Annotated in this window: 25 protein-coding genes and 2 pseudogenes; 7 read left to right on the top strand and 20 right to left on the bottom strand. The window is 47.4% G+C overall.

The features are described 5' to 3' along the window. From KG118_RS17520 to KG118_RS13740, 3 genes are all read left to right on the top strand, one after another. On the top strand, positions 1 to 137 hold a 137-nt coding region (locus KG118_RS17520), incomplete at its 5' end, for a PqqD family protein (protein ID WP_249671492.1). Positions 138 to 532: 395 nt separating this feature from the next. Next, complete coding sequence (locus tag KG118_RS13745) at positions 533 to 1,624, top strand: sensor histidine kinase (RefSeq protein ID WP_054350165.1); 1,092 nt, start codon at positions 533 to 535, stop codon at positions 1,622 to 1,624. Continuing rightward, positions 1,605 to 2,360, top strand: a complete 756-nt coding sequence (locus KG118_RS13740; protein ID WP_008766690.1) for a LytR/AlgR family response regulator transcription factor — start codon at positions 1,605 to 1,607, stop codon at positions 2,358 to 2,360. The genes KG118_RS13745 and KG118_RS13740 overlap by 20 nt, the downstream gene beginning before the upstream one ends. Before the next feature lie 87 nt (positions 2,361 to 2,447). Here the strand turns inward: KG118_RS13740 and KG118_RS13735 are convergent, their stop codons facing one another. From KG118_RS13735 to KG118_RS13690, 10 genes are all read right to left on the bottom strand, one after another. Beyond that, positions 2,448 to 3,236 carry a PRTRC system ThiF family protein gene (locus KG118_RS13735; protein ID WP_008766689.1) on the bottom strand — a complete coding sequence of 263 codons (789 nt, stop codon included), beginning with the start codon at positions 3,234 to 3,236 and terminating at the stop codon, positions 2,448 to 2,450. After that, positions 3,233 to 3,952 (bottom strand): prokaryotic E2 ligase family D protein, encoded by a 720-nt coding sequence (locus KG118_RS13730; protein WP_008766688.1) that lies wholly within the window; start codon positions 3,950 to 3,952, stop codon positions 3,233 to 3,235. The genes KG118_RS13735 and KG118_RS13730 overlap by 4 nt, the downstream gene beginning before the upstream one ends. A gap of 3 nt (positions 3,953 to 3,955) precedes the next feature. After that, the gene (locus KG118_RS13725; protein ID WP_008766687.1) at positions 3,956 to 5,044 is read right to left on the bottom strand and encodes a hypothetical protein; all 1,089 of its coding nucleotides are present in this window, start codon (positions 5,042 to 5,044) and stop codon (positions 3,956 to 3,958) included. Between the two features lie 49 nt (positions 5,045 to 5,093). Continuing rightward, positions 5,094 to 5,315: a PRTRC system protein C gene (locus tag KG118_RS13720; protein WP_008766686.1), complete on the bottom strand. Its 222-nt coding sequence runs from the start codon at positions 5,313 to 5,315 to the stop codon at positions 5,094 to 5,096. Between the two features lie 4 nt (positions 5,316 to 5,319). Beyond that, positions 5,320 to 6,300, bottom strand: coding sequence for a PRTRC system protein E (locus KG118_RS13715; protein WP_008766685.1), 981 nt, complete (start codon positions 6,298 to 6,300; stop codon positions 5,320 to 5,322). A 31-nt stretch (positions 6,301 to 6,331) separates the two neighbouring features. Further along, positions 6,332 to 6,553: a hypothetical protein gene (locus KG118_RS13710; protein ID WP_025076690.1), complete on the bottom strand. Its 222-nt coding sequence runs from the start codon at positions 6,551 to 6,553 to the stop codon at positions 6,332 to 6,334. A gap of 367 nt (positions 6,554 to 6,920) precedes the next feature. Beyond that, positions 6,921 to 7,157, bottom strand: a complete 237-nt coding sequence (locus tag KG118_RS13705) for a hypothetical protein (RefSeq protein WP_008766683.1) — start codon at positions 7,155 to 7,157, stop codon at positions 6,921 to 6,923. A 196-nt stretch (positions 7,158 to 7,353) separates the two neighbouring features. Then, positions 7,354 to 9,450, bottom strand: coding sequence for a type IA DNA topoisomerase (locus KG118_RS13700; protein ID WP_032585083.1), 2,097 nt, complete (start codon positions 9,448 to 9,450; stop codon positions 7,354 to 7,356). A gap of 96 nt (positions 9,451 to 9,546) precedes the next feature. After that, a complete protein-coding gene (locus KG118_RS13695) occupies positions 9,547 to 9,807 on the bottom strand; it encodes a DUF4099 domain-containing protein (protein WP_008766681.1) in 261 nt (86 codons plus the stop codon). A gap of 40 nt (positions 9,808 to 9,847) precedes the next feature. Further along, positions 9,848 to 11,617, bottom strand: a complete 1,770-nt coding sequence (locus KG118_RS13690) for a DUF3945 domain-containing protein (RefSeq protein WP_008766680.1) — start codon at positions 11,615 to 11,617, stop codon at positions 9,848 to 9,850. A gap of 713 nt (positions 11,618 to 12,330) precedes the next feature. Here KG118_RS13690 and KG118_RS13685 point away from each other — a divergent pair. After that, positions 12,331 to 13,134 (top strand): type IV toxin-antitoxin system AbiEi family antitoxin domain-containing protein, encoded by an 804-nt coding sequence (locus tag KG118_RS13685; protein WP_008766679.1) that lies wholly within the window; start codon positions 12,331 to 12,333, stop codon positions 13,132 to 13,134. Next, positions 13,131 to 13,925, top strand: coding sequence for a nucleotidyl transferase AbiEii/AbiGii toxin family protein (locus tag KG118_RS13680; protein WP_008766678.1), 795 nt, complete (start codon positions 13,131 to 13,133; stop codon positions 13,923 to 13,925). The genes KG118_RS13685 and KG118_RS13680 overlap by 4 nt, the downstream gene beginning before the upstream one ends. A 259-nt stretch (positions 13,926 to 14,184) precedes the next feature. Here KG118_RS13680 and KG118_RS13675 read toward each other — a convergent pair whose 3' ends face one another. The 10 genes and pseudogenes from KG118_RS13675 to mobA all read right to left on the bottom strand — a co-directional run bounded on the left by KG118_RS13675 (position 14,185) and on the right by mobA (position 22,507). Then, positions 14,185 to 14,478, bottom strand: coding sequence for a DUF4120 family protein (locus KG118_RS13675; RefSeq protein WP_008766677.1), 294 nt, complete (start codon positions 14,476 to 14,478; stop codon positions 14,185 to 14,187). An 11-nt stretch (positions 14,479 to 14,489) separates the two neighbouring features. Beyond that, the gene (locus tag KG118_RS13670; RefSeq protein WP_008766676.1) at positions 14,490 to 14,987 is read right to left on the bottom strand and encodes a hypothetical protein; all 498 of its coding nucleotides are present in this window, start codon (positions 14,985 to 14,987) and stop codon (positions 14,490 to 14,492) included. Positions 14,988 to 14,998: 11 nt separating this feature from the next. Next, the gene (locus KG118_RS13665) at positions 14,999 to 15,253 is read right to left on the bottom strand and encodes a DUF6926 domain-containing protein (protein WP_008766675.1); all 255 of its coding nucleotides are present in this window, start codon (positions 15,251 to 15,253) and stop codon (positions 14,999 to 15,001) included. Positions 15,254 to 15,264: 11 nt separating this feature from the next. Beyond that, positions 15,265 to 15,531: a hypothetical protein gene (locus KG118_RS13660; protein WP_008766674.1), complete on the bottom strand. Its 267-nt coding sequence runs from the start codon at positions 15,529 to 15,531 to the stop codon at positions 15,265 to 15,267. Between the two features lie 33 nt (positions 15,532 to 15,564). Beyond that, positions 15,565 to 16,098 carry a DUF4326 domain-containing protein gene (locus KG118_RS13655; protein ID WP_008766673.1) on the bottom strand — a complete coding sequence of 178 codons (534 nt, stop codon included), beginning with the start codon at positions 16,096 to 16,098 and terminating at the stop codon, positions 15,565 to 15,567. Between the two features lie 217 nt (positions 16,099 to 16,315). Further along, positions 16,316 to 17,425, bottom strand: a pseudogene (locus tag KG118_RS13650) (TraM recognition domain-containing protein); the annotation flags it as partial. A gap of 121 nt (positions 17,426 to 17,546) precedes the next feature. Continuing rightward, positions 17,547 to 19,199 (bottom strand): group II intron reverse transcriptase/maturase, encoded by a 1,653-nt coding sequence (gene ltrA / locus KG118_RS13645; protein WP_005647985.1) that lies wholly within the window; start codon positions 19,197 to 19,199, stop codon positions 17,547 to 17,549. A gap of 640 nt (positions 19,200 to 19,839) precedes the next feature. After that, a pseudogene (locus KG118_RS13640) lies at positions 19,840 to 20,760 on the bottom strand (YWFCY domain-containing protein); the annotation flags it as partial. Between the two features lie 36 nt (positions 20,761 to 20,796). Then, a complete protein-coding gene (gene mobB, locus KG118_RS13635; protein ID WP_032560423.1) occupies positions 20,797 to 22,050 on the bottom strand; it encodes a conjugal transfer protein MobB in 1,254 nt (417 codons plus the stop codon). Next, the gene (gene mobA, locus KG118_RS13630) at positions 22,040 to 22,507 is read right to left on the bottom strand and encodes a conjugal transfer protein MobA (RefSeq protein ID WP_032560424.1); all 468 of its coding nucleotides are present in this window, start codon (positions 22,505 to 22,507) and stop codon (positions 22,040 to 22,042) included. Before mobA ends, mobB begins: the two co-directional genes overlap by 11 nt. A 609-nt stretch (positions 22,508 to 23,116) precedes the next feature. Between mobA and KG118_RS13625 the strand changes: the two genes are divergently transcribed. Together KG118_RS13625 and KG118_RS13620 are read left to right on the top strand one after the other, a co-directional pair. Continuing rightward, positions 23,117 to 23,869, top strand: a complete 753-nt coding sequence (locus KG118_RS13625; RefSeq protein WP_005644302.1) for a ParA family protein — start codon at positions 23,117 to 23,119, stop codon at positions 23,867 to 23,869. A gap of 7 nt (positions 23,870 to 23,876) precedes the next feature. Next, positions 23,877 to 24,296: a DUF3408 domain-containing protein gene (locus KG118_RS13620; RefSeq protein WP_008777817.1), complete on the top strand. Its 420-nt coding sequence runs from the start codon at positions 23,877 to 23,879 to the stop codon at positions 24,294 to 24,296.

Below are 24,296 nucleotides of genomic sequence, written 5' to 3'. Positions count from 1 at the left end.
GGCAAGGGGATATTGTGGGCAGAAGTGGGTATTTCAGCCTCAATTTATCTGCTAATTCAGTGATGAGAGGACGTTTAGACGCAAGAAGGACGCTGAAGAGCTTAGTTGCGGATTTGAGGATAAAATATTTTTTTTAAGTACCTGAGCAACTTTTTGTTGCTCAGGTACTTAAAAAAAATATTTTATAATAGTGTTGCGGAATTAAGGGCTACTTAAAAATTTGGTTGATTCAGACTTTATCATGCGGTATTTACCCTATATGGATGCAAAATTACCCGTGTTGCTTTGGCTGTAACAGTAAAATTCGGCTGAAACGGATAAATTTATATCTGAACCGCCCAAATAGGCGGTTTATTTTGAAAAACAGATTTTCTAAATGGTATTTCGGCAAACATAAAGTGCAACTCCATCCGTTTCAACATTCATTTTCATCACTTCAATGGTGATTTTATCCGTTTCAGTCGGTTTTATCCTATCAACTAAAGATGTAAATCCCTATTTTTGCGGAATATGAAGTAACTTTGTATCTGATATGGCCAACGAGAATATAAAAATAATGAATTGGAAGAACGGTCTGTTGTTATCAACCGTTTCCTATATGCTCTACCTCATTCTGTGGTTTATACTCGATGATGAAACCGCCGGCCAATTACCGGAGATGGCAATAGCCGATTATATCATCGATTATCTGTTGTGTATGCTGTTTACCTACATCTCTTTAGGATTTTCCTTTTTGGTCTTTAGGGTATTGCCATTTAGGACATCTTATGTGTGGGTGATTGTCTATGCTTCCTGCCTTTTTACCCTGAACAACGTTGTCGCATTCGGCATGATTTCTTTGTTCAACTTCTTATGGGGTGAAAACGGCAACGGGCTTCTTGACGAGCTCCTCAACATGAAAGGCGCATATACTTTTGCCATGATTTCCACATTCTTGTCAAGCGTCTATGCCAACACGTTCTATCTTCAGTCTTACATCAAGGCACGCAACGAGAAACAGGCACTTGAAATGGCACTGATGAAAGAAAAGGAGATAGCCTTGCAGTCACAGCTCAATTCCCTGAAACTGCAAATCAATCCGCATTTCATGTTCAACAACTTCAACAATCTGCTGGAGCTGATTGAGGAGGATAGCGGACTTGCCGGAAAATTCCTGAGCAATCTGTCGAAAGTATACCGATACATCATCACCAACTTGGACCGAAACCTGATACCTGTCGCGGACGAAATCAAGTTTCTTGATTCATACTTGTACTTGATGAAAGTGCGCCACGACGAAGGTGTCATTGCAAAAGTAAGTCCGGGCGTCAGACAATGCAAAGGTTTTCTTCCACCGGCTGTATTGCAGCTTCTTGTGGAAAACGCAATAAAACATAACAGCTTTTCATCTGAACATCCGCTGGTCATCGACATAAAGCTGTCCGATGATTATATAACAGTCAGCAATCTTAAGTCACCTTTGATGTCCCCAATCGAATCAACCGGTTTAGGACTTAAAAATATCACAGAACGATACGCTTTGCTTTGTGATAAAAAGGTCAAGATAGAGAATGCCGAAAACTTCTATTCGGTAAGTCTGCCCATCATAAAAAACACCATCCCCTATGAACATACTGATTCTTGAAGACGAGCCACGCAATGCCAAACGCCTCATAAGGCTGCTGAACGACATTGACAGAACATTTATTGTCGAAGGCCCTCTTGCCAGCATCAAAGAGACGGTCGAATTCTTTCAATCCGGCAAAACCACAAACCTCATTCTGGCGGATATCCGTTTGACTGACGGTTTGAGTTTCGAAGCTCTAAAATATGCCCCGGCAACCATACCCATCATATTTACCACCGCATACGACGAATATGCGGTACAAGCATTCAAGTTCAACAGTTTCGACTATCTTCTGAAACCGTTGGATTCGGATGAACTTGAAGCGGCCATTGACAAGGCGGCCAAAGCCGGTAAGAATTACACCGACGAAAACCTACAGCAGCTTTTCGATGCCTTACAGAAGAACAAGTTCCGTTATCGGGAGCGTTTCTTGCTTCCTTACCGTGACGGATATAAGACCGTGCGCGTTTCGGACATCAACCACATCGAAACAGAAAACAAGATTGTATATCTCCGTCTTAACAACGGCACTTCCGAAGTGGTCAATGTGTCAATGGATGAACTTGAACACCAACTGAATCCCGACTATTTCTTCCGGGCAAACCGCCAATATATTATCAATGTAGAGCACGTTTTGTTCCTCGGTAATTATTTTGGAGGAAAGTTGATTGTCCGTTTGAAAGGTTATCCGAAAACGGAAATACAAGTGAGTAAGGAAAAGGCGCAGAGGCTTAAGGAATGGATTGACAGGTAATTATTAACATGTGCGTAAAGTGAAATTATGTTCGTTTAGATTTGATTCTTACAAAATTTGCATTTGGCTCATCCTCTTTTAAACAAGTTATATCATTATCGGATTCACTTTCATCGTTTCTAAATTAAGGAACAGCCCGTGATGTTCCAACATCCCGTTACGGAACATCTTCCAAAGGATATTGCATCCGAGTTGTGCCAGTGTGGAGTTGATGAACAAGTCCTGCTTTTCCAACGCCTCCGCCAAGGAGCAGCTCGGTCCTGAATCCGCCTCCTTCACCCTCGCGTATTTCACGAACCGGGTAATGACCTTCAACGAATCGACAGTCTTGTACAACTCGGAAGCGGGCTGTTTTATTTTCTTGGGTATGGTTCCCAACACAACCTGACCCGTACTTTGTGTGTTCCCGAAATCCATCCAGTAAAGCGGTGTTTCGTAATCACGGTAATTCGAGGTGGGCACGGCTTTCAATACGTTCCATAAGTCAAGCCGTGACTTGATGTTGTCGGTACAGGTGACGGTGATATTCGCCATGTCATCCCGTCTGGCATCTTTCAGCACGGTCGGGAAAATATCCGGTACCGCTTTCCAGTCATTGCCGAAGAAATTGTTCACTCGGGTAATCAGGCATTGCGCCTTGTTCAGTCCAAGGTCGGAACAGCCGAAAAGCTGGCGACCGATGTTGGCATCCGTCACTATGTCCGGGTCATAAAGTGTTACGAACAATCCCGGATGTCCGAGTGCCCGCAATGTCACGTCCAGCCGTGCCAGACAGGTCAATACCTGCGAGCCGGTTCCTCCCGCGCCGATCAGGTTCACCGTGACCGGGTGCTGCGGGTTCAGCAGATAGTTATCTATGTAGTGTACTCTTTTCATTTCAATATATCTTTCAATTTCAAGTTATTCAAAGGTTTCAGTTCGTCGAGGTTGAAAGGCTTGTCCTTTGCGGCCTTTGTCACCAATATCAGGTTTGATCTGGTCGGGTTGCCCCCTCCGCCCAGGTGTGAAAACTCCGTCAGCCAGAACTTCTTCTCCCAATACTCCAACAGGTTTTTGTAGGTCAAATCTCTCGGCTTGTCTATTTTAGCGGAACCCAGACAGACATTTGCCCCTGTCACGTTGAAGAACGGTGCGGCATAAAGCTCCGTCTTTTCCGTCAGTTTCTTGTCCTTGTAAGCATATATACTCAACGAACTGCCACCTGCCACGTAAATGACTCCCGGCAGGTTGTATTTTGCATTCTCTACTTGAAGGGATTCCTTGAAAAACATCATCCGTTTCTGTGGGGAGTTGTACCAGATATACCTCTCACTGCCCTTGCGCGGGTCGCACCACAGCATATTGGGCGGAATCCTTCCGTATGGCGTGGTGCTGTGGCTTTCGGAATAACCGCGCACCAGTTCGTTCATGAAATCCACCGTGACGGGCCGGCCTTCTCCCATCATTCCGTTATCGTCTATATCCCTTATCTCAACAAAATAGTTGTTGTCAGAGGCATAAGAGTTGTCTTTCTCGCCTGAATAGGCAATCAACGCCGCCCTCGGATGGAGCAGCGTCCTCAATTTTTGGGTAAGTTCATTCGTTTCCAACATAATTCAACTGATTAAAGATATGAATTCGTCCGCCCACCGAAAGAACCGTTCCGGGTAATCGTCCATGCTGAACAGTTCTTCGGTATCGGGCGACAGGTCAAGGGCAGTCACCGGAGTGATGTCGTAGGTCTCCCTGCTACAGGAATTGTAATAGTCAACGAGATAGTCGGATACAATGTCGTTGATGTCATACACGACCCTTATCTGCTGTTGCAGGTACATCGGGTGGAAGTCCGGATTCTCCGAGTAATAGGCGTCATAAGCGTATTGCATGATGCCCCGTGCAGGCGTCAGAAACGGGAGACCCCGTTTCATCGCATCGACCAAAGGCTGTTCAAACCCGTTTTGGGGTTCGTATGTATCCAGTGCTTTCGGCAGGTTCTTGTAGTAGGATTTCGATTCCACCCGTTTGAGCAGCCTGCCGATTTTCCCTTCCTGATAGGAGTCCAGCAGTTTCATGCGTTCTTTCCACTCCTCCGGGTCGCTGCCGTCATCCTCCGAAAGCATTTCAAACAAAAAGTCCGATTCTTCGTAATCCACGAATGTATCAATGCCGTTTGCTTTCATCAGTTTATGGATAAAGGTAATGGCAATCCTCCTTAAAATGGGATTGAGCGATTCCAGAAACTTCACCGGGAAGTAGTACAGCGTGAAACTTCCCCACTTGTGGTATTTCCACAGCCGGAAGAAAAGCCTGCCGGCTTCCTGCTCGATGTTGACATGCAGTTCGTCACCGACAAGCGTGTTCATTTCATCGTACAGATTGGCGATGCCTTCCCCGATACTGTTTCCTGGCATGTGTACGCCCTCCTTCTGCAATAGCAGGGAATACCTGAAATACGAATCACGCAGGAATTCGTAGTTATCCCGCGTGATTACGTTTATACTGTTGCATTCGCCGCTGTCGTAACAATCCACGGTAAGATTATTCTGTGCCAGCGGTATGAAGGCTGTGCTTAGAAAAGAATTACGGCCCCGCTTGGAGCCGCAATCCGTTCTTCCCTGTTCACGCCGTACCGTACATTCCTCCGCGTCTGGCCGATGATGAGCCTCGCCAGCTGCCTTGACTGTTGTTCGTCCAATGGTACACATGGTTTCCTTTTCTTGTTGTTCTTTTTCTTTCGTTCCTTCTTCATGCTTCCTATCCTTTGGTCCCGATGGTGGTCTTGAACTCGTACACGGCTTTGTCGTCCTTGATGACCGGTCCGTGTACCGTTGCCGTTGTCAGCTCCGGGTAGAAGTTGGAGTAATAGCTCATGACCATTTCGGGGCTGTCCGACGGGTTGGGATCATCGAGCGTTACCATTCCGCTGCCTTTCTTGAATGTGAATGAGCGTGCCATTCCTGTTACTTCGAGTGCCATAATCTTATACTGCTTGATATTGTGAGACATGATTTTCTAACATGGACTGCGGAAAATCGGGATATTCCTCGTAATCCTCCGGACGGTAATTGGGTTCATCCTCTCCGGCGTGATAATGTGGGGAGAGTTCTTCAGGGTGCTGTACCGGCTCCTGCCAATGTGTCCCATGGTATCCCCCGTGTGCGGGTTGTGGAGCCTGTTGCGGTACTGGCTGCTGTCCCATATAGGGTTGCGGTTGTGGCTGGGCGTAATATTGTGCCGGTCCCTGCGGCGGTTGTTGCGGTGGCCACATTGTCTGCTGTTGCTGAGGATTGGCTGCCGGTCTCTGCTGTCCGCCAGGAGCCTGAGCCGCCATCGGTCTCTGTGCCTGCGGTTGCTGAGGATACTGTGGAGCCTGCCGCGGTTGTTGGACTGGTGCGGCTGCCGGTTGTGCCTGCGGCTGTTGTGGCTGCGGAGCCGGTTCTTCCATCAGTTCAAACAGACTGCCCTTGTTCATCGCCTTTGTCTGTTCCGCCACCATCTCGTCAATCTTCTTCTGGTCCTGCGGTTTGGCGTAAAGACGTGCCTGTCCGAGTGCGGTAACCGCCTCCTTGTGGTTCTTGGCAGCGATCAGTTCCTCCGCTTTCTTGAAATGTTTCTCGTACTTCTCCCGCTTCTCCTTTTCCTCCTTCGTCTCCTTCGCTTTGGTCTCCTTTGCCGCCTTGCTCTCGGACGCTGCCTTCTCAGCCTGCGCCTCGAACTGCGCCATGTTGGAAATCAGTCCGGTAGTCTTCTGTATAGGACGTGCTACGGCTTGTAGGAAGCCTGCGTCCAGTTCCTGCGGATGCCCGCTGACGGTCAGTGGTACGAGGTGGTTCTGGGCTTCGTCCTTCAGCCCGTTCGACTTCGGCAGTAAGGATACTGTCAGTTGTCCGTTCGCTTTGCGGATGACAAGCGTGAGATCCACGCCTTCGGTCATCATCTGGTGGATTGCTGTAAAAAACATAATTTGATGTATTAAAAGTTATTACTGGGTTTTATTCTTCACTGAACAGTTTGGCCAGCAGCCTGTTCCTGTCGGGATGGCGGCTGATTTCCAGAATCGGGTTCAACAGGGTGGAGATGTGTACCGGCCCTGTCGTCCCCCGTGGCGGGAACTTGACGGCAGGTTCGGGTTCCACCGTCCTTTTTCTTCTCGTTACCGGCATGGGCATCCTCATGGGAGCCGGCGGTGCGCTTGTTGCAAATGCTTGGTTCATGTCTCTTTATTTTTTTTAATTGTGAATATTCGGGCTTTGGCAGCCCGTGAACTACAAGGGCCCGACGGCAGATGCCTTCGGTAAGGCAAGGTTTTCGGGAAAAATACCGCAAGCCTCCGGCGAGGATGATTTTTTCCGAAACCGCAAGGCTTGACCTTGCCGTCCGAACAAAGGCATTTGCCAACTTTGCCCGGTAGTTTCCGGTATGCCAAGTCTGTGTTTTCATCCCTTTTCCTTTTATTCCTGTCGTTATGGTTTCCGGTTCCACAGAGGGCGGAAAACAAAAAGAGCCGTCCCGGAAGACAGCTCTGTTCTGTAAGGTTCCACTTGATTTTGTATGGCAGTTATGTTTCATGGTCAAATATTGTCAGGATACCAGAAAACTGAGTATGCAGAAAAGTATGGCCGCAGCCACCAGAAGGCAAGCTATCCGGTACAGGAACCTGAAGAATCCCCTAAAACACACGATGGCTACCGCAGCCCACACGGGGGATATGCCCCGTGTGTACATATAACTGAACACGATGAAGGCTGCAAAGCCCAATGCGATGGTCCGTACCCATCTGTTCGCTTGAATCTTGTCGATATATTCCCTTGTTTTCATGACATTCCGGTATTAACGGGTGAAACAGTCTTTTCCAATTTCAAGGGCCGGGATGCGTACCGCCTCCACAGGCAAGGTTTTCGGAGGAAAATACCGGAGCGGCGCGAGGATGATTTTCCCCGAAACCCGGAGGGCCTGACCTTGCCGGTGGAAAAAGGCGGTGCGCTACCTTTGCCCGCGAATTGGAATGACGGTGTTATTTTTTCTTTCCGTTCCCGGTTTTCGGGAACGAGAATACCGTGTTGTATTCCGCATCGAAGGTGACGGCGGCATCGAACGGTACACCTTTCTTTCCCTTGAACCCCTTGATGAGTCTGGTGGTGCCGGAGGAGAAAAGCTGTTCCATGTGGGTGTCGGTCAGTTCCTTGTTCAGAATACGGCGGAACACCAGCAGCCCGCACCCGTCATGGTCGCACCTGGCCACTTTGGAACGGAGGATGATTTTTCCCGTCTTGCACTTGGGGCAGGTGAATGCCCTTTCCTGCATCGCCGGAAAATCCAGACGCAGGATCTCTTCGGTTGCCCTGCGGGTGTAATCCAGGATGGACTGCATGAAGGTTTCCGTATCGAGGGTATGCCTCTCCACCTGCGCCAGGGTCTTCTCCCAGCTTCCCGTCAGTTCCACGTCCGCCACACGCATGTCCTTCACCGCCTCATAGATATACATCCCTTTTTCGGTCGGGATGATGCTTTTGCCGGAGCGGGCGATATAGTCACGTTTGATAAGGGTGGTAATGATGGCGGCACGGGTGGCGGGTGTGCCTATGCCCAATTCCTTGATAGCCTCCTTTGCCTGTTCGTCCGTGATGTTTTTCCCGCAGGTCTCCATCGCCGCCAGCAGGGTGGCCTCCGTGTACAGCGGCTTGGGTAGGGTCTTCTTCTGCGCCATCCCGTGTCCCATGACCGGAACAGTCTCGCCTTCGGCAAACTCCGCCGTCCCCCCGTCACGTTCCGGCTCGTCCTTCTCCCTGTCCTCCTTTCTGGCGAACACGCCGCGCCAGCCCGGTCTGACAATGGAGGAAGAGCGGGAACGGAACGCCATTCCCTCGCAGGCACATTCCATGACCAAAAGTTCCTTCTCGCAGGGTGGCGAGAATGCTTCCAGCATCCTTCCGGCTATCAGGGTGTAAACGGTAGATTCCGCCTCGGACAACCCTTCGGGTGAAATGCCCGTGATAATCAGGGCATGGTGGTCGGTCACTTTCGTGTCATCCACGCTGCGGGTATTCAGATCGGACATGTCGAAAGACTGTCCGTATTCCCTGAATTCCGGCATGGAAACCACTTTTCCCAGCAAGGAAGGAATGTGCCGCATGACATCCTCCGGGATATGGCGGCTTCCCGTCCTCGGATAAGAAATAAGCTTCTTTTCATACAAGGATTGGGCGATGGAGAGGGTCTTCTCCGCTGTCAGGTCATAATGGACGTTGCAATCTTTCTGGAGCGTGGTCAGGTCGTACAGAAGCGGGGCCTGTTGGAAAGTCCTCTTGTGTTCCGACCCAGTGACTGTCGCCACAGAACCGGAAGTGATTTTCCGGTATGCCGCCTCTGCCGCATCCTTTTCCTTGAACTCTTCCGTGTGGATGAACATGCGGTGCGCGTCCTGCCGTTTCAGCGTGAGGTGCAGCTGCCAGTAAGGGGTGGAGACGAAATTCCGGTTCTCCTTGAAGCGGGCACAGACCATGGCGAGCGTCGGGGTCTGTACACGTCCTATGGAGTTGTTCGCCGAGCCGGAGGCTACCGCCAGGGCACGGCTCGCGTTCATGCCCACCAGCCAGTCCGCCTTTGCCCGGCAGTCGGCGGCGGCATACAGGCTGTCGTAGTCGCTGCCGTCCCGGAGGTTCGCCAAACCCTCGCGGATGGCCTCGTCGGTGAGAGAGGAGATCCACAGGCGTTTGAACGGTTTGGTATAGCCTAAGTAGGAATATATCCAGCGGAAGATAAGTTCCCCTTCACGGGCACAGTCGGTAGCCACGATGATGCTGTCGCACCGGTCGAACACGCTGTCGATGATTTTCAGTTGTTTGGCGGCGGCGATGTCCGTCACCATCCCTTTGTCCGTCCTGACCTGGCGGGACACCAGACGGAACGGGTCCGGCAGCATCGGGAGGTTTTCGGCGGAGGTTTTCGTGTAGCCATACGCACCGGGCATGGCGAGCGACACCAGGTGTCCCAACGCCCACGTGACCATATACCCGTTACCTGTACAGTAGCCGTCTTTCTTGTCGGTAGCCCCGACCACACGGGCTATATCCATGCCGACACTCGGTTTTTCTGCAATGATTGCTTTCATGTTCGGATAAAATTTAAGCCGTTCCCCGCTACCGGAACCGGAAAACGGGAAACGGCGGTTTGACATTTTTTACTTGTTATAATGGATGAGCGTTTGTCAGGCCACCGGCTTGACACCGAGGATTTCAATCAGTGCCCCGTCGTCCTTGCGCACCAGTTGCAGGGTGGCGTCCATCACCACGTCCACGCCCAGCAGCACGAGGCTGAGTGACATCACTCCTGTCTTTTCTCCCTTGAGCAACGTATCAAGTTCCCCCGACATTTCCAGCTCGTCCTTCAGGATCCCGATTCCCGCGAGTTCTTCCCAGTTCACGTCTTCCGCCTTGAATGGCGTGTTGTTTTTATTGTTTACGTTCATATTTCTGTTTTTTTGATTTGACATTCATTCTGATTCACGCTCAGGCAATGCTTGCCCCCTTGGACTTGCGGCCAGCCTGTTCCTGTCCCTGCTTCTGGGCGTTCGCCACCACGTTGCGCTGCGATGCGTCACGCTTGCGGTCCGGGTTCTCGTTATAGAAGTCCAGCCTGCCCTGGTTGAAGTTCGCCTTGACATACTGCGAGATGGTCTTTCCATCGTAGCCTTTGATGCCCTCGACCAGTACCGCCTTGCCGCTCTGGAGGTCGGCACGCTGGTTTCTCGTCAGTTTTACGTCCCATACCTTTTCCGGTATCTTGAACTCGGCACGCTGCTCGAAGCCGTCCGGCGTGCGTGAGTAGCTCAGGCGTCCCGTTTCCAAATCCGCCTTGATGAAGGAGGAGAACTCCTCGCCCTTGCGGTTCACCATGTCGTTGAGGAAGATGACTTTGCCCTCGCGCAGTTGTTGCTGTTCCTCGGCGGTGATTTTCACGCCGCCTATTTCATTCGGGATGTAAATTTCACGCGCTCCCTCCGGGGAATCGGGATTGTAGCGTGTGTAGGAAGGTCTGCCCGTGGCCTCGTCCAGCTTGACATACGAGGAGAACAACTCACCGTCCTTGCGCTCCATACCCTCCACGAAGATGGCCTTGCCCGCGTTGAGGTCTTCAATCTGCTGCTTGGTAAGTTCCACTCCGCCCAGCGACTGTCGGTTGAAGAGTTTGTCGTTCTCGAAGATGTATTCGATGCCCCTGCGTTCGGCGTTGACCTGGATGTGGGCGTCGAACTCCTTGCCGTTATTGGAAATCATGCCTTCGATGAACACTTTCTTGCCTTCCCGCAGGTCGTTGATTTCCTGGTCGGTCAGTTTCACACCTTTGATTTCTTGCGGGATGTAGGCGTTTTCCGCGCGCATGGCGACCACCTCGTTGGTGAGCTTGTCGATGCTGATGAAAGAAGGGATGTATTCGCCGTTGCGCCCTTTCAGTTCCACCACACGCCCCATGTTGCCTGTCTCCAACAGGTTCTTCTTGTCCTCTTCGGAGAAGATGTGACCGAAGTACGGGCGTTCGAGTTCGGGTTTCTGGCGGATGCCGTGGATACCTAATACGATAGGGCCTCCCACGGACTGCTGGAATGACAGTCGTGCATCGGTACGTAATACGGCGGAGCCGAAATTCATGCTGATGGGTACCACCTGGTTGGTCTTGTAGCCCCTGAGCATCTGGTCAAGGAGACCGCGCTCCATGAGGTATTCACGGGAAAGTCCGAAATTCTTCAGTTCCTCCCAGTTGATCATGGACTCGTTGTAGCGGTACTTGGGTTGCTGCGTGCCGTCACCTTGGGTGGCCTGCTGCTGTGTCTCATTTTTCTTTGCCATTTCTTCTTGATTTTGATTGTTGATACTTTGGTTTTCCTTGTCGCGTGGAACGATTTCGTATTTTTTGAGGAAGTCTTCCACGGCTTTTGTCTGCTTTCCGGCGGCGAGGTCTTCGATGGCCTGCTTCACTTCCGGGCTGTCCAGCGTATCCGCCTTGACGGAGAGGATGCCGAAACGGGTCGGGTCTTTGAGCTGGCTCCAGAAGTTTTTCACGAAATTCTCGAACATGTTGGCGTACCGGTCGATTTTCAGGAAGGAGTTGCTGTGTTCCTTGTCTGCCGGAACGGTGCTGTATTTCCCGTCCTTTCCGATTTTTGACACCGCCTGTAAAATCAGTTCCATCTTGTCGAGTATGAACACGATGTCACTCATCTGTTCGTTCTCGCTCACTTGCGGCTTCAGGGGTTCGTCCCTCACATTTTTCTTTGCCATAACTTTGAGTTTTTAGAGTTGATAACTACTATTGTCACCGCAAATATATATAGCAAAATTTGATAAATAATTGATTTTTAATTAGTTGAACTACATATTACATCATTTGTCATCACGTTTCACCGCAGGGTGACAGCACGAAAACGAAAAAGGGAAAAAACAGAGGGAAAAGGGCGGGCCACAAGGTACGGGAAGGCAGAGAGAAACCGAAGCAGGGAAAGGGACGAAGAGGGAAAAAGAAAACCTATATTATGCAGAGTTGAGAGCGAGCTGCTTTTGTCCCTACTTCCTTGTATTTCTCATAAGACAGGCGACCGAAAGGAAAAGGATTTATGATAGGATAGATGTTCCAATTGGGACGGTCTGAATTTTATAAAGTACTCCCGTCAGGTTTTGTCTTGACCTTGTTCTATGCGTCGTAGGTCGCTTCGCTTGCTAAGTCCCGACCTTTTCACCCAACTCGGACGGCGATACCGGAACGTTTTTTCGAAGAAAAATTACCGCAGGGAATTTTTTGTACGAAAACCGGAGGCCTGAACGTGAAAGGTATCGTCCTCCGAGTTACCTTCTCAGAGGGACTTAGTGAGTGAAGCGTGACTTAGGATGGTAGTTTATGGAAGAATATGGAAAAATTACCCTTTGAACGAAAATGCGCATCTTTTTAGTGCAATGGTAATCATTTTTTGAGTACCTTTGCACTAAAATTACGCATTATGACAATACGTGAATGGATTAGAGATAGAGAGATAAGTGGATTTCCAACTTTTTCGGTTGAAGAAATTAGGTTGGCATTGCCACATTATTCAGAGCAGGTCATTAAAAATGATTTGTTCCGTATATCATCACAAGGTATAATATATCCGGTCTATAAAGGTTTCTACGTTATTATTCCTCCTCATTATGCTGCCAAAAGAATGGTACCACCGATATATTACATAGATCAGTTGATGTCGTATCTAAACAAGCCTTATTATATTAGTCTCTTAAATGCGGCAGAAATTCATGGTGCAGCTCATCAACGTCCACAGAAATTTTCTGTAATGTCGGTATTTCCAAAGTCTTCTGTTTCGCAATCAAAGAACAATACACTTGTTTGGGTATACCGCAAGGAAATTCCAACAGATTTTTTGTTATCAAAAAATTCTGAAACAGGAGTGATATATTATTCGAATGCAGAATTGACAGCTCTTGACATTGTACAATATGAGCAATATATAGGTGGACTTTCAAGAGCATCTACTATATTGGAAGAACTTACAGAAAAATTAGATTTTCGTGGTGCTTCCAATAAGTTGTTTGGTTATACATCAATCGCAACTATACAACGACTGGGATATATACTGGATGAAGTTCTAAATGCAGCAGAAATTGCAGATACGCTATATATGGAATTGACTTCATATGTAAAGCGTTTCAAATATATTCCTCTAACTATAAATAAACCAAAAGATTGCGCGGAAAGGAATAACCGTTGGAAAATTTTTGTAAATACGATAATAGAAACTGACGAAATATGATAAACAGAACAGCCATCACTCAATGGAATAAGATAGTTCCATGGAATGACAACGCACAAGTAGAGCAAGACCTCATTATATCACGTGCGTTAGTCGCTATTTTTAGCGATGAGTTTCTTGCTTCACAATTAGCATTCAGGGGAGGAACTGCACTCCATAAACTATATCTGACGCCACAGCCCAGATATAGTGAAGATATTGACTTAGTTCAAATTACTCCCGGACCGATAAAGCCAATAATGTTCAGACTTGGGGAAGTTTTGGATTTTTTGCCGGATAGAGTAACAAAACAAAAACGATATAATAACACGATGTTGTTTCGTATGGAATCGGAAATACCTCCCACAATTCCTCTACGCTTAAAAATCGAGATAAACTGTTTTGAGCATTTTAATGAACTTGGATTAGTCAAAATACCATTTGAAATGGAAAATAGTTGGTTCTCAGGCAAGTGCGGAGTAACAACATATCGTTTAAATGAACTGTTGGGAACAAAACTGAGAGCCTTGTACCAAAGGAAAAAGGGGCGAGACCTTTTTGACTTGTATGTCGCTTTGTCTGAAGCATCAGTTGATGTCGAAGAAATTATGCGTTGTTACCACCGTTATATGTCTTTTGTTGTTCAACAACCACCGACATACAAACAGTTCATTAATAATATGGAAGAGAAGATGTCTGACTCTGAGTTCTTAGGAGATACACAAAATCTTATCCGTCCGGAGAGGGAGTTCAATCCTCAGTTGGGGTACGACCTTGTTCGCTCTCAATTAATAGACAGATTGCAAAAATAGCATATCAATAAAAGTAACACCTGAAAAAGAAATATTGCCGGTATCTAAATTTGCCATATAACGATTTAATCTTTGATTTTTGCGGAAAACCTGCGAGAATTGATTTTTAATCCGTCAAATACAGATTTTAGCTTTCTGATTTTGGAGATTTCAGAATGAGCAGACGGAAATAAAATATGAGCGAAGAAAGTGTAAAAGGTAATCAGATTTTGAGTACTTCTGCGCTTTTTTCGCTCAACACAAACTGCGAAACGATTTTTCAAGTGTGTATGCTCCAGCCGTGAAACGGTCCACCAATCATTACAGCAAATGACCGATCCGGCTTGCCGTGATAGAGAAGCCCTCCGACAACGCCCCTTGTCCCGTCTTTCGCCACTTCAGCGAAACCGAATGAATATGGTGCGAAATCGGTGTACAGTTCGATTTCATACCTGCCATTGGAGTTGACCTCCCATTGCTTGAGCCGTTCAATACATTTGCTCAACGTTTCATCACCGATGCTTTTCGCATACTTGACGGTATTCTCGTAGTGTTCCTGACATTTGATTTTCATGTCTGATGTTTTTAAGTTGTTTGTAACAATTCTTCGTATATCCCGAAACCAATGCATCCGGCTATGATGAAATCCTCCTTACCTTTATCCGCCAGTGATTTTAAATTTTCCAAGCTGTCGCAGTAGAAGAATATCTCATCGTCCTTTTCGTTGTCGGAATCCATCGCCAGCGCAATCCTCACTTCTTCCGTTTCCAGCGTGTCGCACCACCGGATAGTGCAGTCCGCATAATGAGGTTCACGTCCCTGCTCACAGTAGAATTTCAGGAAATGGCTACCTATTTCCTTCTTGACTTCATCCGCCTTTTTCCAGATACTATCATCCACGATTTCAAATCCGAGTCCTTCCACCAGCAGGCATGTTCCCTTGTCATATACCATCATGGTGCGCTTTCCCATGTGTTTTTCGCGTATTTCCGCCCAATTCGGCAAGTCCCAACGCTCCACGGTCCAGATCCCTCGGTAATCCTTCGGGATGGAATTGTATTCGCTTAATGTTATCTTTCTCATAGCAGGTAGTTTTAGTTTGTTACAAAAGTCACCTTGTGAGTCTTGCACGGTTTCCCGAATGCCGGACGTGGGTTGAACTCCGTGCATGATTCCCAATCCACACTCATCGTGTAGCCGTTCGGGAAATTCTCGCCGATGAACCGGCTTATCATTTCCAAATCCTCGTTCGGCAGGAACAATTCTTCCTCGATGCCGTACTCCAATGCGAAAATCGCCCATTCAGGAATGTTATCCCAAACGAGCGTCTGTCTGTTTTTCTTGTGCATAATGTCAATGTTTATTGCGGTGATACCATAAGGCTGTTGATGATTCCTTCCAGTTCCGTTTCCCATTTGTCCGTACCGTCCATGACCGACGGATAGGTCAGTTGCTGCCACTGCCGGTAATCAAACAGTTTCATTCTCAGCGGATAGTAGTCGAACAATTTCCGGTTGCCAAAAAATACTCTCAGGTGGTTGGTTCCCACCTCCATCAGTTTCAGACCATAATTGTCAAGAATCTCATGGAATCTTTTCATCGGTGTAAAGTTGCTTCTCTTTTTCATGTCATTTCTGTTTTTTATTGTTTGAATTTTATTTCAGCAGCACATTCTGTACAGGTCATCATCGGTCAGTGTACATAGTTCCTCATCCGTGCAGTAACCGTCAATCTCCTCGCTCGCTTCCATCGCTTCATAAATGCCGTTATGCATATCGTTCACCAGCTCATCGCACAGGCTTTTTACTGACACCCTGAAAATGTCATTACCGACTTGGATTTCCCGAACTGGATAAGCCACTCCTTTCCAGTAGGTCTTTTCTATGGCTATTTCATCGGTACATCCCTCCATGCGTTCCAAGTATTCCTTGATGATGTCCCCATGACAAGGATTCGGCTTGCAGAAACACCCCAATGTCTTGCCCTGCAATTCTCCGATTCGTCTGCGGAACTTTTCATCCGTACTTAAACGATAGTAGAAATACTTCCTGTAACGGTCCAGCGTGCCGCCCCTTGTCATTGTCGCTTCCAGCCTGAACGGATTTCCGAAATAACCGTCTTTCCCTTGTCCCGCTCTTCCTATATATACATCACAGGATTCCTTGCGGATATTGACCACTCTTGTATTGCTCATAACTTGTTTTTTAGTTAAACAATTCCGACCGGCGAGCCGGTATTTTATTTCTTGCCTGCCTTACCGTTCCGTGCCGGATTGTGCAAGGCTTTTCGGGAAAATACCGCAAGCGGAGCGCGGAAGATTTCCCCGAAAACCCGTAGGGCTCGACCTTGCTCAATCCAAAAGGCACGGGACGACCTTTGCAGGCTAAAATAAAAAAGCGGCCTTTCAATGGCTATTCATTATCCTTGTCATTTTCTTCCTGTGGTATCAGGTGTTTCAAATCAGGGTCGTTCTTTATACGGGTCATCTCATCTTCGATTATCCGCACCACGTCCGCTTTTATCTGGGAATAGTTCCGGTCTATCTGCTGTTGCATGATGTCGTTGCCGTCCGCATCCTTGAACTCGTTGATGACGGGTATTTTCTTGTAGGCTTTGGTTTCCGCTGCTACCTTCTCATTATCGACAATAATGCGGGCATGGAAAATCTTCTGGTCAATCTCTTCCCCGAAGTTATCCGCTACGCTGCCCACGAATGTACCCTGTGAGAGGTTGGCTATTTTCGATGCCGGAATGAGCGAATCCATCTGCGTGTTGATGGAGGTGGAGGTGTCCTGCCGGTTGATGGAAATGGACTGCCGCTGTTGGAGTATCTTACCGAAGCGTTCCGAAAGGTTCTTAGCCGTTTCTCCCACGACCTGACCGCTGAAGATGTTGCCCACCGTATTTTGGATTACCTTCGCTTCTTTTTCACCGTAGTCACGGGTCAGCTGAGAGAAGTCCTGGAAGCCGAGACATACCGCCACCTTGTTGCTTCGTGCGGTGGCAATGAGATTGTCAATACCGCGAAAGTAAATCGTGGGCAGCTCGTCTATGATGATGGAAGACTTCAGTTGTCCCTTCTTGTTCACCAATTTTACGATACGGCTGTTGTACAGTCCGAGGGCGGCTGAATAGATGTTCTGCCTGTCGGGATTGTTACCGACACACAGGATTTTAGGGTGTTCGGGATTGTTCAGGTCGAGCGTGAAATCATCACCGGTCATCACCCAGTAAAGCTGCGGGGAAATCATCCTTGAAAGCGGGATTTTTGCCGAAGCGATCTGGCCTTGCAACTGGTCTTGTGCGCCCCCTTGCCAGGCGTCCATGAACGGGGAAAGGTAGTTTTCCAAAGACGGATACGAGGTAAGAATTGTGAAAATATCGGCATACGGCTTGTTCAGAAATTCTATCGCGTGAGGGAACGTGCAGTATTTTCCGTCCTGGTAGATGCGCAAATACCATATAATAGCCGCCAAAAGAATAATCGGGGATTCCACGAAGAAATCGCCCTGTTTCTGTATATCGGGTAAGTCAAGGGCATTGCTGCCCCCTTCTCCCCTAAGAACCGTACGTGAGAGTTTCCCCTCATACGGCTCAAGCAACTCAATATTTCTATTTGTTGTTAGAAATCGGCTCATACTTTCAACATTTTCGTTTATTTCGCTTGTAGCAGTTGTTGTGGACAAGTTGCCGTACAATCGAACCACCAACAGATATTTCGTTGACGTTCCATGCTTTTGTACAGTCTATTTCCTTGCCACATAACGGACAAATCCGGTTCTGCTTGTTCCATAAATATAAGAGAGACTTACGTCCTTTGAGAGATTCCAGCATTTGTTGCTCCTTACGCTGAGAGAAATAATCATCGTATTCCGGGTCAAAAGGATTTGCCTCTCCCTTGACTTGCTTGTACGGAGTATAATGTATATCCGACAATCTTTTAAGGGTCAGGTAGTTCACTTTCATACTTTTCGTTTCATATTTCCACGCAAACGTCCATTTGCGTCCCCGAATTTCATGCCAATACCTGTCTGCGACCCAAGACTTGCGTTTCTTAGGGTGACGACGTAAGGCCCATTTCTTCGTGAGATTATAAATGTGGTAGTCGCAACCATGAAAAGCATCGGTCGATGCACCATATCGGTAATAGTTACCCCATCCTGTGATTACAGGATTGAGCATTCGTATCAGCGATTCCTGCTTACACATCTTATGTCCTTTGACTATGTCACTGATTTTTGCCCTAAAGCGTTTCTGTGCGTCTTTGGACGGAGATGTGTATAGCTTTTTGCCGAACTTCCTTACATTGAAACCCAAGAAATCAAATCCGTCATATATGTTCGTAATAGTAGTTTTCTCTTCGGATAAGGTAAGACCTCTTTCTTTGAGAAATTCTATCACTATTGGTTTGACTTCGTTTTCCAATAGTTCCTTATCTCGGCCTGTGATTATAAAGTCGTCAGCATAGCGAATAAGATTTACCTTGTAATGGAATGTCTTGTTGTTACGCCATAGTCTTTTGAATCTTTTAGCCAAGAGCGGCTGAAGCCCGTCAAGTACCATGTTTGCAAGTGTCGGTGATATGATACCTCCTTGTGGCGTACCCTCTTCTGTCGGGAATAGTTTTCCGTTGAACACAGCTCCACATTTCAACCATTTTCTGAGTATTGTCTTATCCATAGGGATATTCTCAATGAGCCAGTCGTGGCTGATGTGGTCGAAACAGCCTTTTATATCTCCCTCCAAAATCCATTCGGGAGAATGTTGGCGGTTTAAAACCGTATCAATCTGACGGATTGCGTCCATTGTCCTGCGCTTCTTTCGGAAGCCGTAGGAGAAACGGTCGCCTGTCGTTTCGGCTATCGGTTCCAATGCCATGAGATATAAAGCCTGCATCGCCCTGTCTTTCATGGTCGGTATTCCCAACGGTCGGAGTTTACCGTTCTTTTTCTTGATGTGAACCCTACGGAGTGGCTGCGGATTGTAGCCACGGCGTTTCAGTTCACTGATTGCTTTGTACTTGCGCTTGGGAGAGTCCCAAAGCTGTTTATCTACTCCAGACGTTTTCTTCCCTTTGTTGGAAGTAACCCTCTTTACAGCCAATGCCTTGGCGTAAAAAGAGTGAGTGAGCATCCATTGCAAGGCTTTCACCTTGTTATGTCTGCCTTCTTTCTGAGCCTTTACAATACGCGCTTGAAGCTTTCGGACATAGGCTTCGCACTTGGACCAGTTCATACCGTCCCAAGTCAGATTCCTGTTGTCAGCAGGCGCACACGATGTCTTAGTTTCGTTCATTTGCTTTCCTCCTTTTGAAAGTTCTAAAAGTTATCTTGTAAAGAGTTACCATATACGGAAGTCTGCCCACTTTCGTGTCGGATGATGTTATCCACAATCAGCCCGTGATGTCGATTCAATCCGTATCCTCCCCATTACAGGGAGGCGTTCGCTTTCTCCGTTATCTCATACCTGCACCCCTTTCGGCTTGCCTTGCGGTTCGCTTACTCGCGTTGTTACGAGAGAGATACAGGCTTGCCCTGTTCCACGTAATTGACAAAAGGATAGTTTAGGTTCTGTCAAGTCCACCGGCAGTGCCATGTCCGTGTAACCCCAACATGGGCAGGGGTTATCCGACTGCTTACCTTTTGGTGAGAGCTAAAGTATCTTCCGCTCCTTCAAACCTCACGATGGCTAAAGACAGTTCACTTATGTTAACCATGCTATCCAGCCTCGCCACTCGGCAGTATGATACTAACCGCCCTTGACGTTCCCTCACGGTTCAGTCTTGTCCTTTCGGAGAGTGTACTTTGTCCTATAAGCTTGGCACAACCCATCACTGGAGATGCACCTTATAGTAGGCTACCGCTGACGGAACAGCGGGTTAAATCATGCAACTAATATCACTGTTTAACAATCAATTACGCGACTTTACAGGTCACACCCAGGTCTTGTTCAAATTGAGCATAATCGTGTAGGCAGATTCGTAGGCATCCGAGATGTCCGCCATGAATTTCGGGTTGATGGGATTGCACCTGTGCGAACGTCGCGGATCATCGAAATTGATGACATAAAATTCCGGCTTCACTTTGTAATTCTGAGTGTGTTTAAGTAGATGGTTATAAGCAATTTCGGACAAATCTGGAAACTTATAATCGTAAATATACATGGCGAAGGATTTTTCAATCTGCTGTTTTATGTAGTTGTTTACCACTGCGTAGCTCTTACCCGAGCCGGGAGTTCCAAGCACGATGGACGCACGAAAAACATTTACAACATTAATCCATCCGTTCCATTCCCTGCCTTGATAGACGAACTTTGTCGGCAGGTTGACGGAATACTCGTTCTCCATGAGCCGTGTCTCCTGCATGAAACTCTCGTTGGCGGTATTGAATACATCTTCCATGAGGTTGTGTTTCAGCATCCGGCTTATCCACACGCCGGACATCAACAACAGGATATACCCGGCTGTAAGTGTTGCCGTGTACAAGGTGGCATTGACCATCGGACTGAACGGCAGGTCGAGCATCCACCAGTTCATGAAAAACAGCACCAATCCGGCAAGGAAAGAGGCATATATTTTCTGCCATGTCATCTTCTGATTCTTTACGCCTTTTGTTCCCAAACACGAGAGGGCAAGGAATATGACGGCAAATACTTTTGTGATGAGCAGGTTGCTGAAAAGCCCCGCTGTCCTCTGGAAATTCAGGAGTATCCTGTCGACTACCCCGATATTGATACCCATATCCACGAATGAACGGTAGCAGTACCAATAGACGTGGATGACAATAAACACGATGGATATGGCACGCATGAACTCCATGACCTTGGCCAGTCCCCTCAAATCATCTTCTTGTTGCATAATGAATATAGTTTTAATGGTTTATAAAATCTGTAATCAGGATATTCCGCGGGAACGGCGTTTCTTTTTCTTCTTGCGTTGCAGCCTGCGGGCAAGCGCCTCTTCCTGCGGGTCGGGACCGTTGGCGTCAATGCCGAAGATTCCGAAAGCCTGTTCGATGGAGCTTTCCATTTCGGAGGAGAAAACGCCTTGCCGATTAAGAGCAGGCATTGGCATATCCAAGTCAGGCATATTGGTCGGACTGTTAAACAGCCGCTCAAAAGCGTTTGCCGAAAACTCTTTTCCAAGTCGGGAACCGTTATATACCTCACGGTTCTTATGGTCGATGAAAGTTGCGCCATAGATACGTCCTTCATCATTTTCACGGAATACCACATCAATACCTTTCCCGGCGAGCAAACGGGTGAACTCCTCCTTGTTTCCACGGCATCCGTGCATGGCAAGCGCCACTTCGTTCCGTATCTTCGGTTGCCATTTCTTGTTCTTGTATTCACGGGCGTTGTACCCGATACGCTTTTCCAATCCCTCGTAGCCGTAGCGTTTTTCGATAAGAGAAGATTTGACGGGCGTACATATCGGCTTGCCACTATCATCGGTCATCGTATAGACAATTCCATTATAGGGTGTTCCTTCAAATTCGCCTTTTACTTGTTTCGCCTCGATATTGAAACAGGAGAGCAAGGCGCTGTACTCGCCGAAAGACTGGAAACGATAAGTGGAGAATACACTCTTGACGATATTGGAAACCTGCCGCTTCACATCACCATTTTGGTAGTCAGCCTTTTTCAGATACGGCTCCAATAGTTCCTTGCGCTTGTCATCCACCTGTTTCAACCCGAATTTCTTTTCCAGTTCCCGGCAGGCTTTCATCGAGCGGTTCCACTCGTAGGCGTCGTCTATCTTTTCACCTTTTTCGTTCACGCAGGTGGAAACGATATGGATATGCCTCCGGTCTATGTCCTCGTGCATATATACAATGTAAGGCTGGTTGCCATAGCCCATTCGCTGCATATACTCCCTGGCCAGTTCCGTGAATTGCAAATCCGTGAGCCGGTCGTCCAAAGAAGGGTTCAACGATATATGCAGGACTGGCTTTTCTGTATTCTTGTTGGCAAGCAGGTAGTTGTCAAACGCCCACAGGGTCTGTTGCATGACACGCTCCGTGTTCCCCGACACATTGGCAATCATGCGGTTCCCGTAAATGATGCGGGCTGTATTGTCGTTCACTTTCTGCAGGTTGTAGATGATTGCACCGTAGAGCGAAGCACCTCTGTTGATTTTAGCCACCATTTTCCTCCTCCTTCCGTTGTTTTATCAGATAGTTTTCTTCAAACTCACGGGTCAGCATGATAATCCGCTTGCTCAGCAACACTAAGTCTATTGTTGCTTTTTCCAGATTACGGAGCAGGACGAAAGCCCGTTTCTCCCCGAAATTTGTCTTTACGGCTTTCACCGTCTGGTTGTAGTTGTTGCCGATACTCTGGAATTGGTGGTAGAAATTGGTCAGGCGGATATAATAATCCATCGTCGCCTTGTCTATTCTCACCACCTTGATTTCCTTGCCGAAAATCATTGTCTTGATAAACTTGGAGCGTTCTTTCAATCCTGATTTTTGGAATTGAATATCAAAACGTCCGTTCTCTTCCGAGTTCAACCGTACCACATAACGATGCACGGCAGGGTCGGATTTTGGTTTCCTGCCTGCGCTTTTTCTTGAGTTTTTCTTCTTGTTTTCTTCCATACGCATTGATATTTTCAGTTTCTAATCTTCCGGCCCCGGATTCACGACTTTGGAGTGAATCCTCCCCGAGCCGTCAGGCGAGTGGCAAGTTGTTTTGAGTGCCCGAATTTATTTCGGGTGCCTCAAAACACAACTTGCTATGTTCGCTTGAACATGAATTTTCCTTCGTCAAATTAAGTTTTGACCTTCAGCCTCATTCTTCGGCTTCGGGAAACCTCCGCAGCGGTATCCGTTCCGTTGCCGGTGCAAAGTTATGGCGGTTTATCCTATTGTAAAATAGCGGGTTATATGTAACGTGATGACAAATGATGACACAGGTCGTCACCTCCCTTAAAACATAGTGCAGGTATGAAAAAATACCCTTTTATTTGCAGCGTGAACGGTAAAACAAACCAATAATCAAGTGGCTGTCCGTTGTATTGTCGGTTAGCGAAAACACTTGTTGCAACAGGTGGGCAGTGATTGTTTACTTGCTTTGTTGGGGCAGATAACTATCGGTTGGTCGGTTTGCCGGTTGGTGAGCACAAAGTAACCATATCACTAACAAACCTTGTCACAAAGCAAACAACAGACAAGTAAAACAATAGTGTAATAAACCATTAAAAAAGTTCAGTTATGAAGAAGAATCCGTTATTCGTTGCGGTCAGCAACCAGAAAGGTGGGGTCGGCAAAAGTACAATGTTGGTAACACTTGCCAGTCTCCTGAATTATTCGATGGGCAAGAATGTGGCTATCGTTGATTGTGACGCCACCCAGCGCAGCCTGTTCAATCTGAGGGAACGGGACATGGAGATGGTGGAGATAAACAAGAAGTACATGGTGTTGCTGGAGGAACAGAGGCTCAGGGGATGCAGGATTTATCCTATCAGGCAGGCAAAGCCGGAGAATGCACGCCAGGTGGCCGGAGAGTTGGCGGCAAAAGCAGATTTTGATATCGTTTTCATAGATTTGCCGGGGTCTATGGACATATCCGGCGTTTTGCAGACCATTTTCAATGTGGATTATGTATTGACCCCCATTGCCGCTGACAATTTCGTTATGGACAGCAGTTTTGTCTTTGCCAAAAGTGTTATGAAATGTGCGGAAAACCGGAAGAACATTCCCTTGAAAGACGTGTTCCTGTTCTGGACCAAGGTAAAGAAAAGAAGCAATACCGAAGTGCTTGACAATTATATGGCACTGATGAAGAAACAGGGGTTGAAAATTCTGGATTCAATGATTCCCGATCTCTGTCGCTATGACAAGGAACTCTCATCGCGGACACGTACCTATTTCCGCTGCTCGCTCCTTCCACCGCCGGCAGGACAGCTTAAAGGCAGCGGATTGCAGGAATTGGCAAACGAACTGATTGTAAAATTTAACCTGTAATTGAGATATGGCAAAGAAAATTGTAAAAGTGAATGAAGAAAAAATCAGGGGGTATATGGTCGGTGACATTCCTGATGCCATCGAGAACGAGGATATCATAGTGGTTGAGGTTCCGGAAGAGGAAAACAATGAAAGGCAGGATACGGAAAAAGGAACTGCCCGGAAAAATCCCAAACCTTGCAATATGCCCGAATGTGACAGTAACTTTCGTCAGAAGTATCTGGTGAATACCCCCATGCCAGGACGCATCCAGGTGTACCTGAACCGCAAGCTGTACGACGAGATAAAGAATTATCTCCATGTGATAGCTCCCGAAGTAAGTATTGCGAGCTATATCAGTAACATCATCGCTGAGCATATAGAACTCAACATCGAGGAAATCACCCGAATGTATAAAGACCGTTTTTCACCCCCTAAAATTCAATAG

This window comes from Bacteroides propionicigenes (assembly GCF_018390535.1).
GTDB classification, from domain to species: domain Bacteria; phylum Bacteroidota; class Bacteroidia; order Bacteroidales; family Bacteroidaceae; genus Bacteroides; species Bacteroides propionicigenes.
Note: the sequence above shows the minus strand (reverse complement) of the source record. Positions and strands in the feature narration are given on the sequence as shown.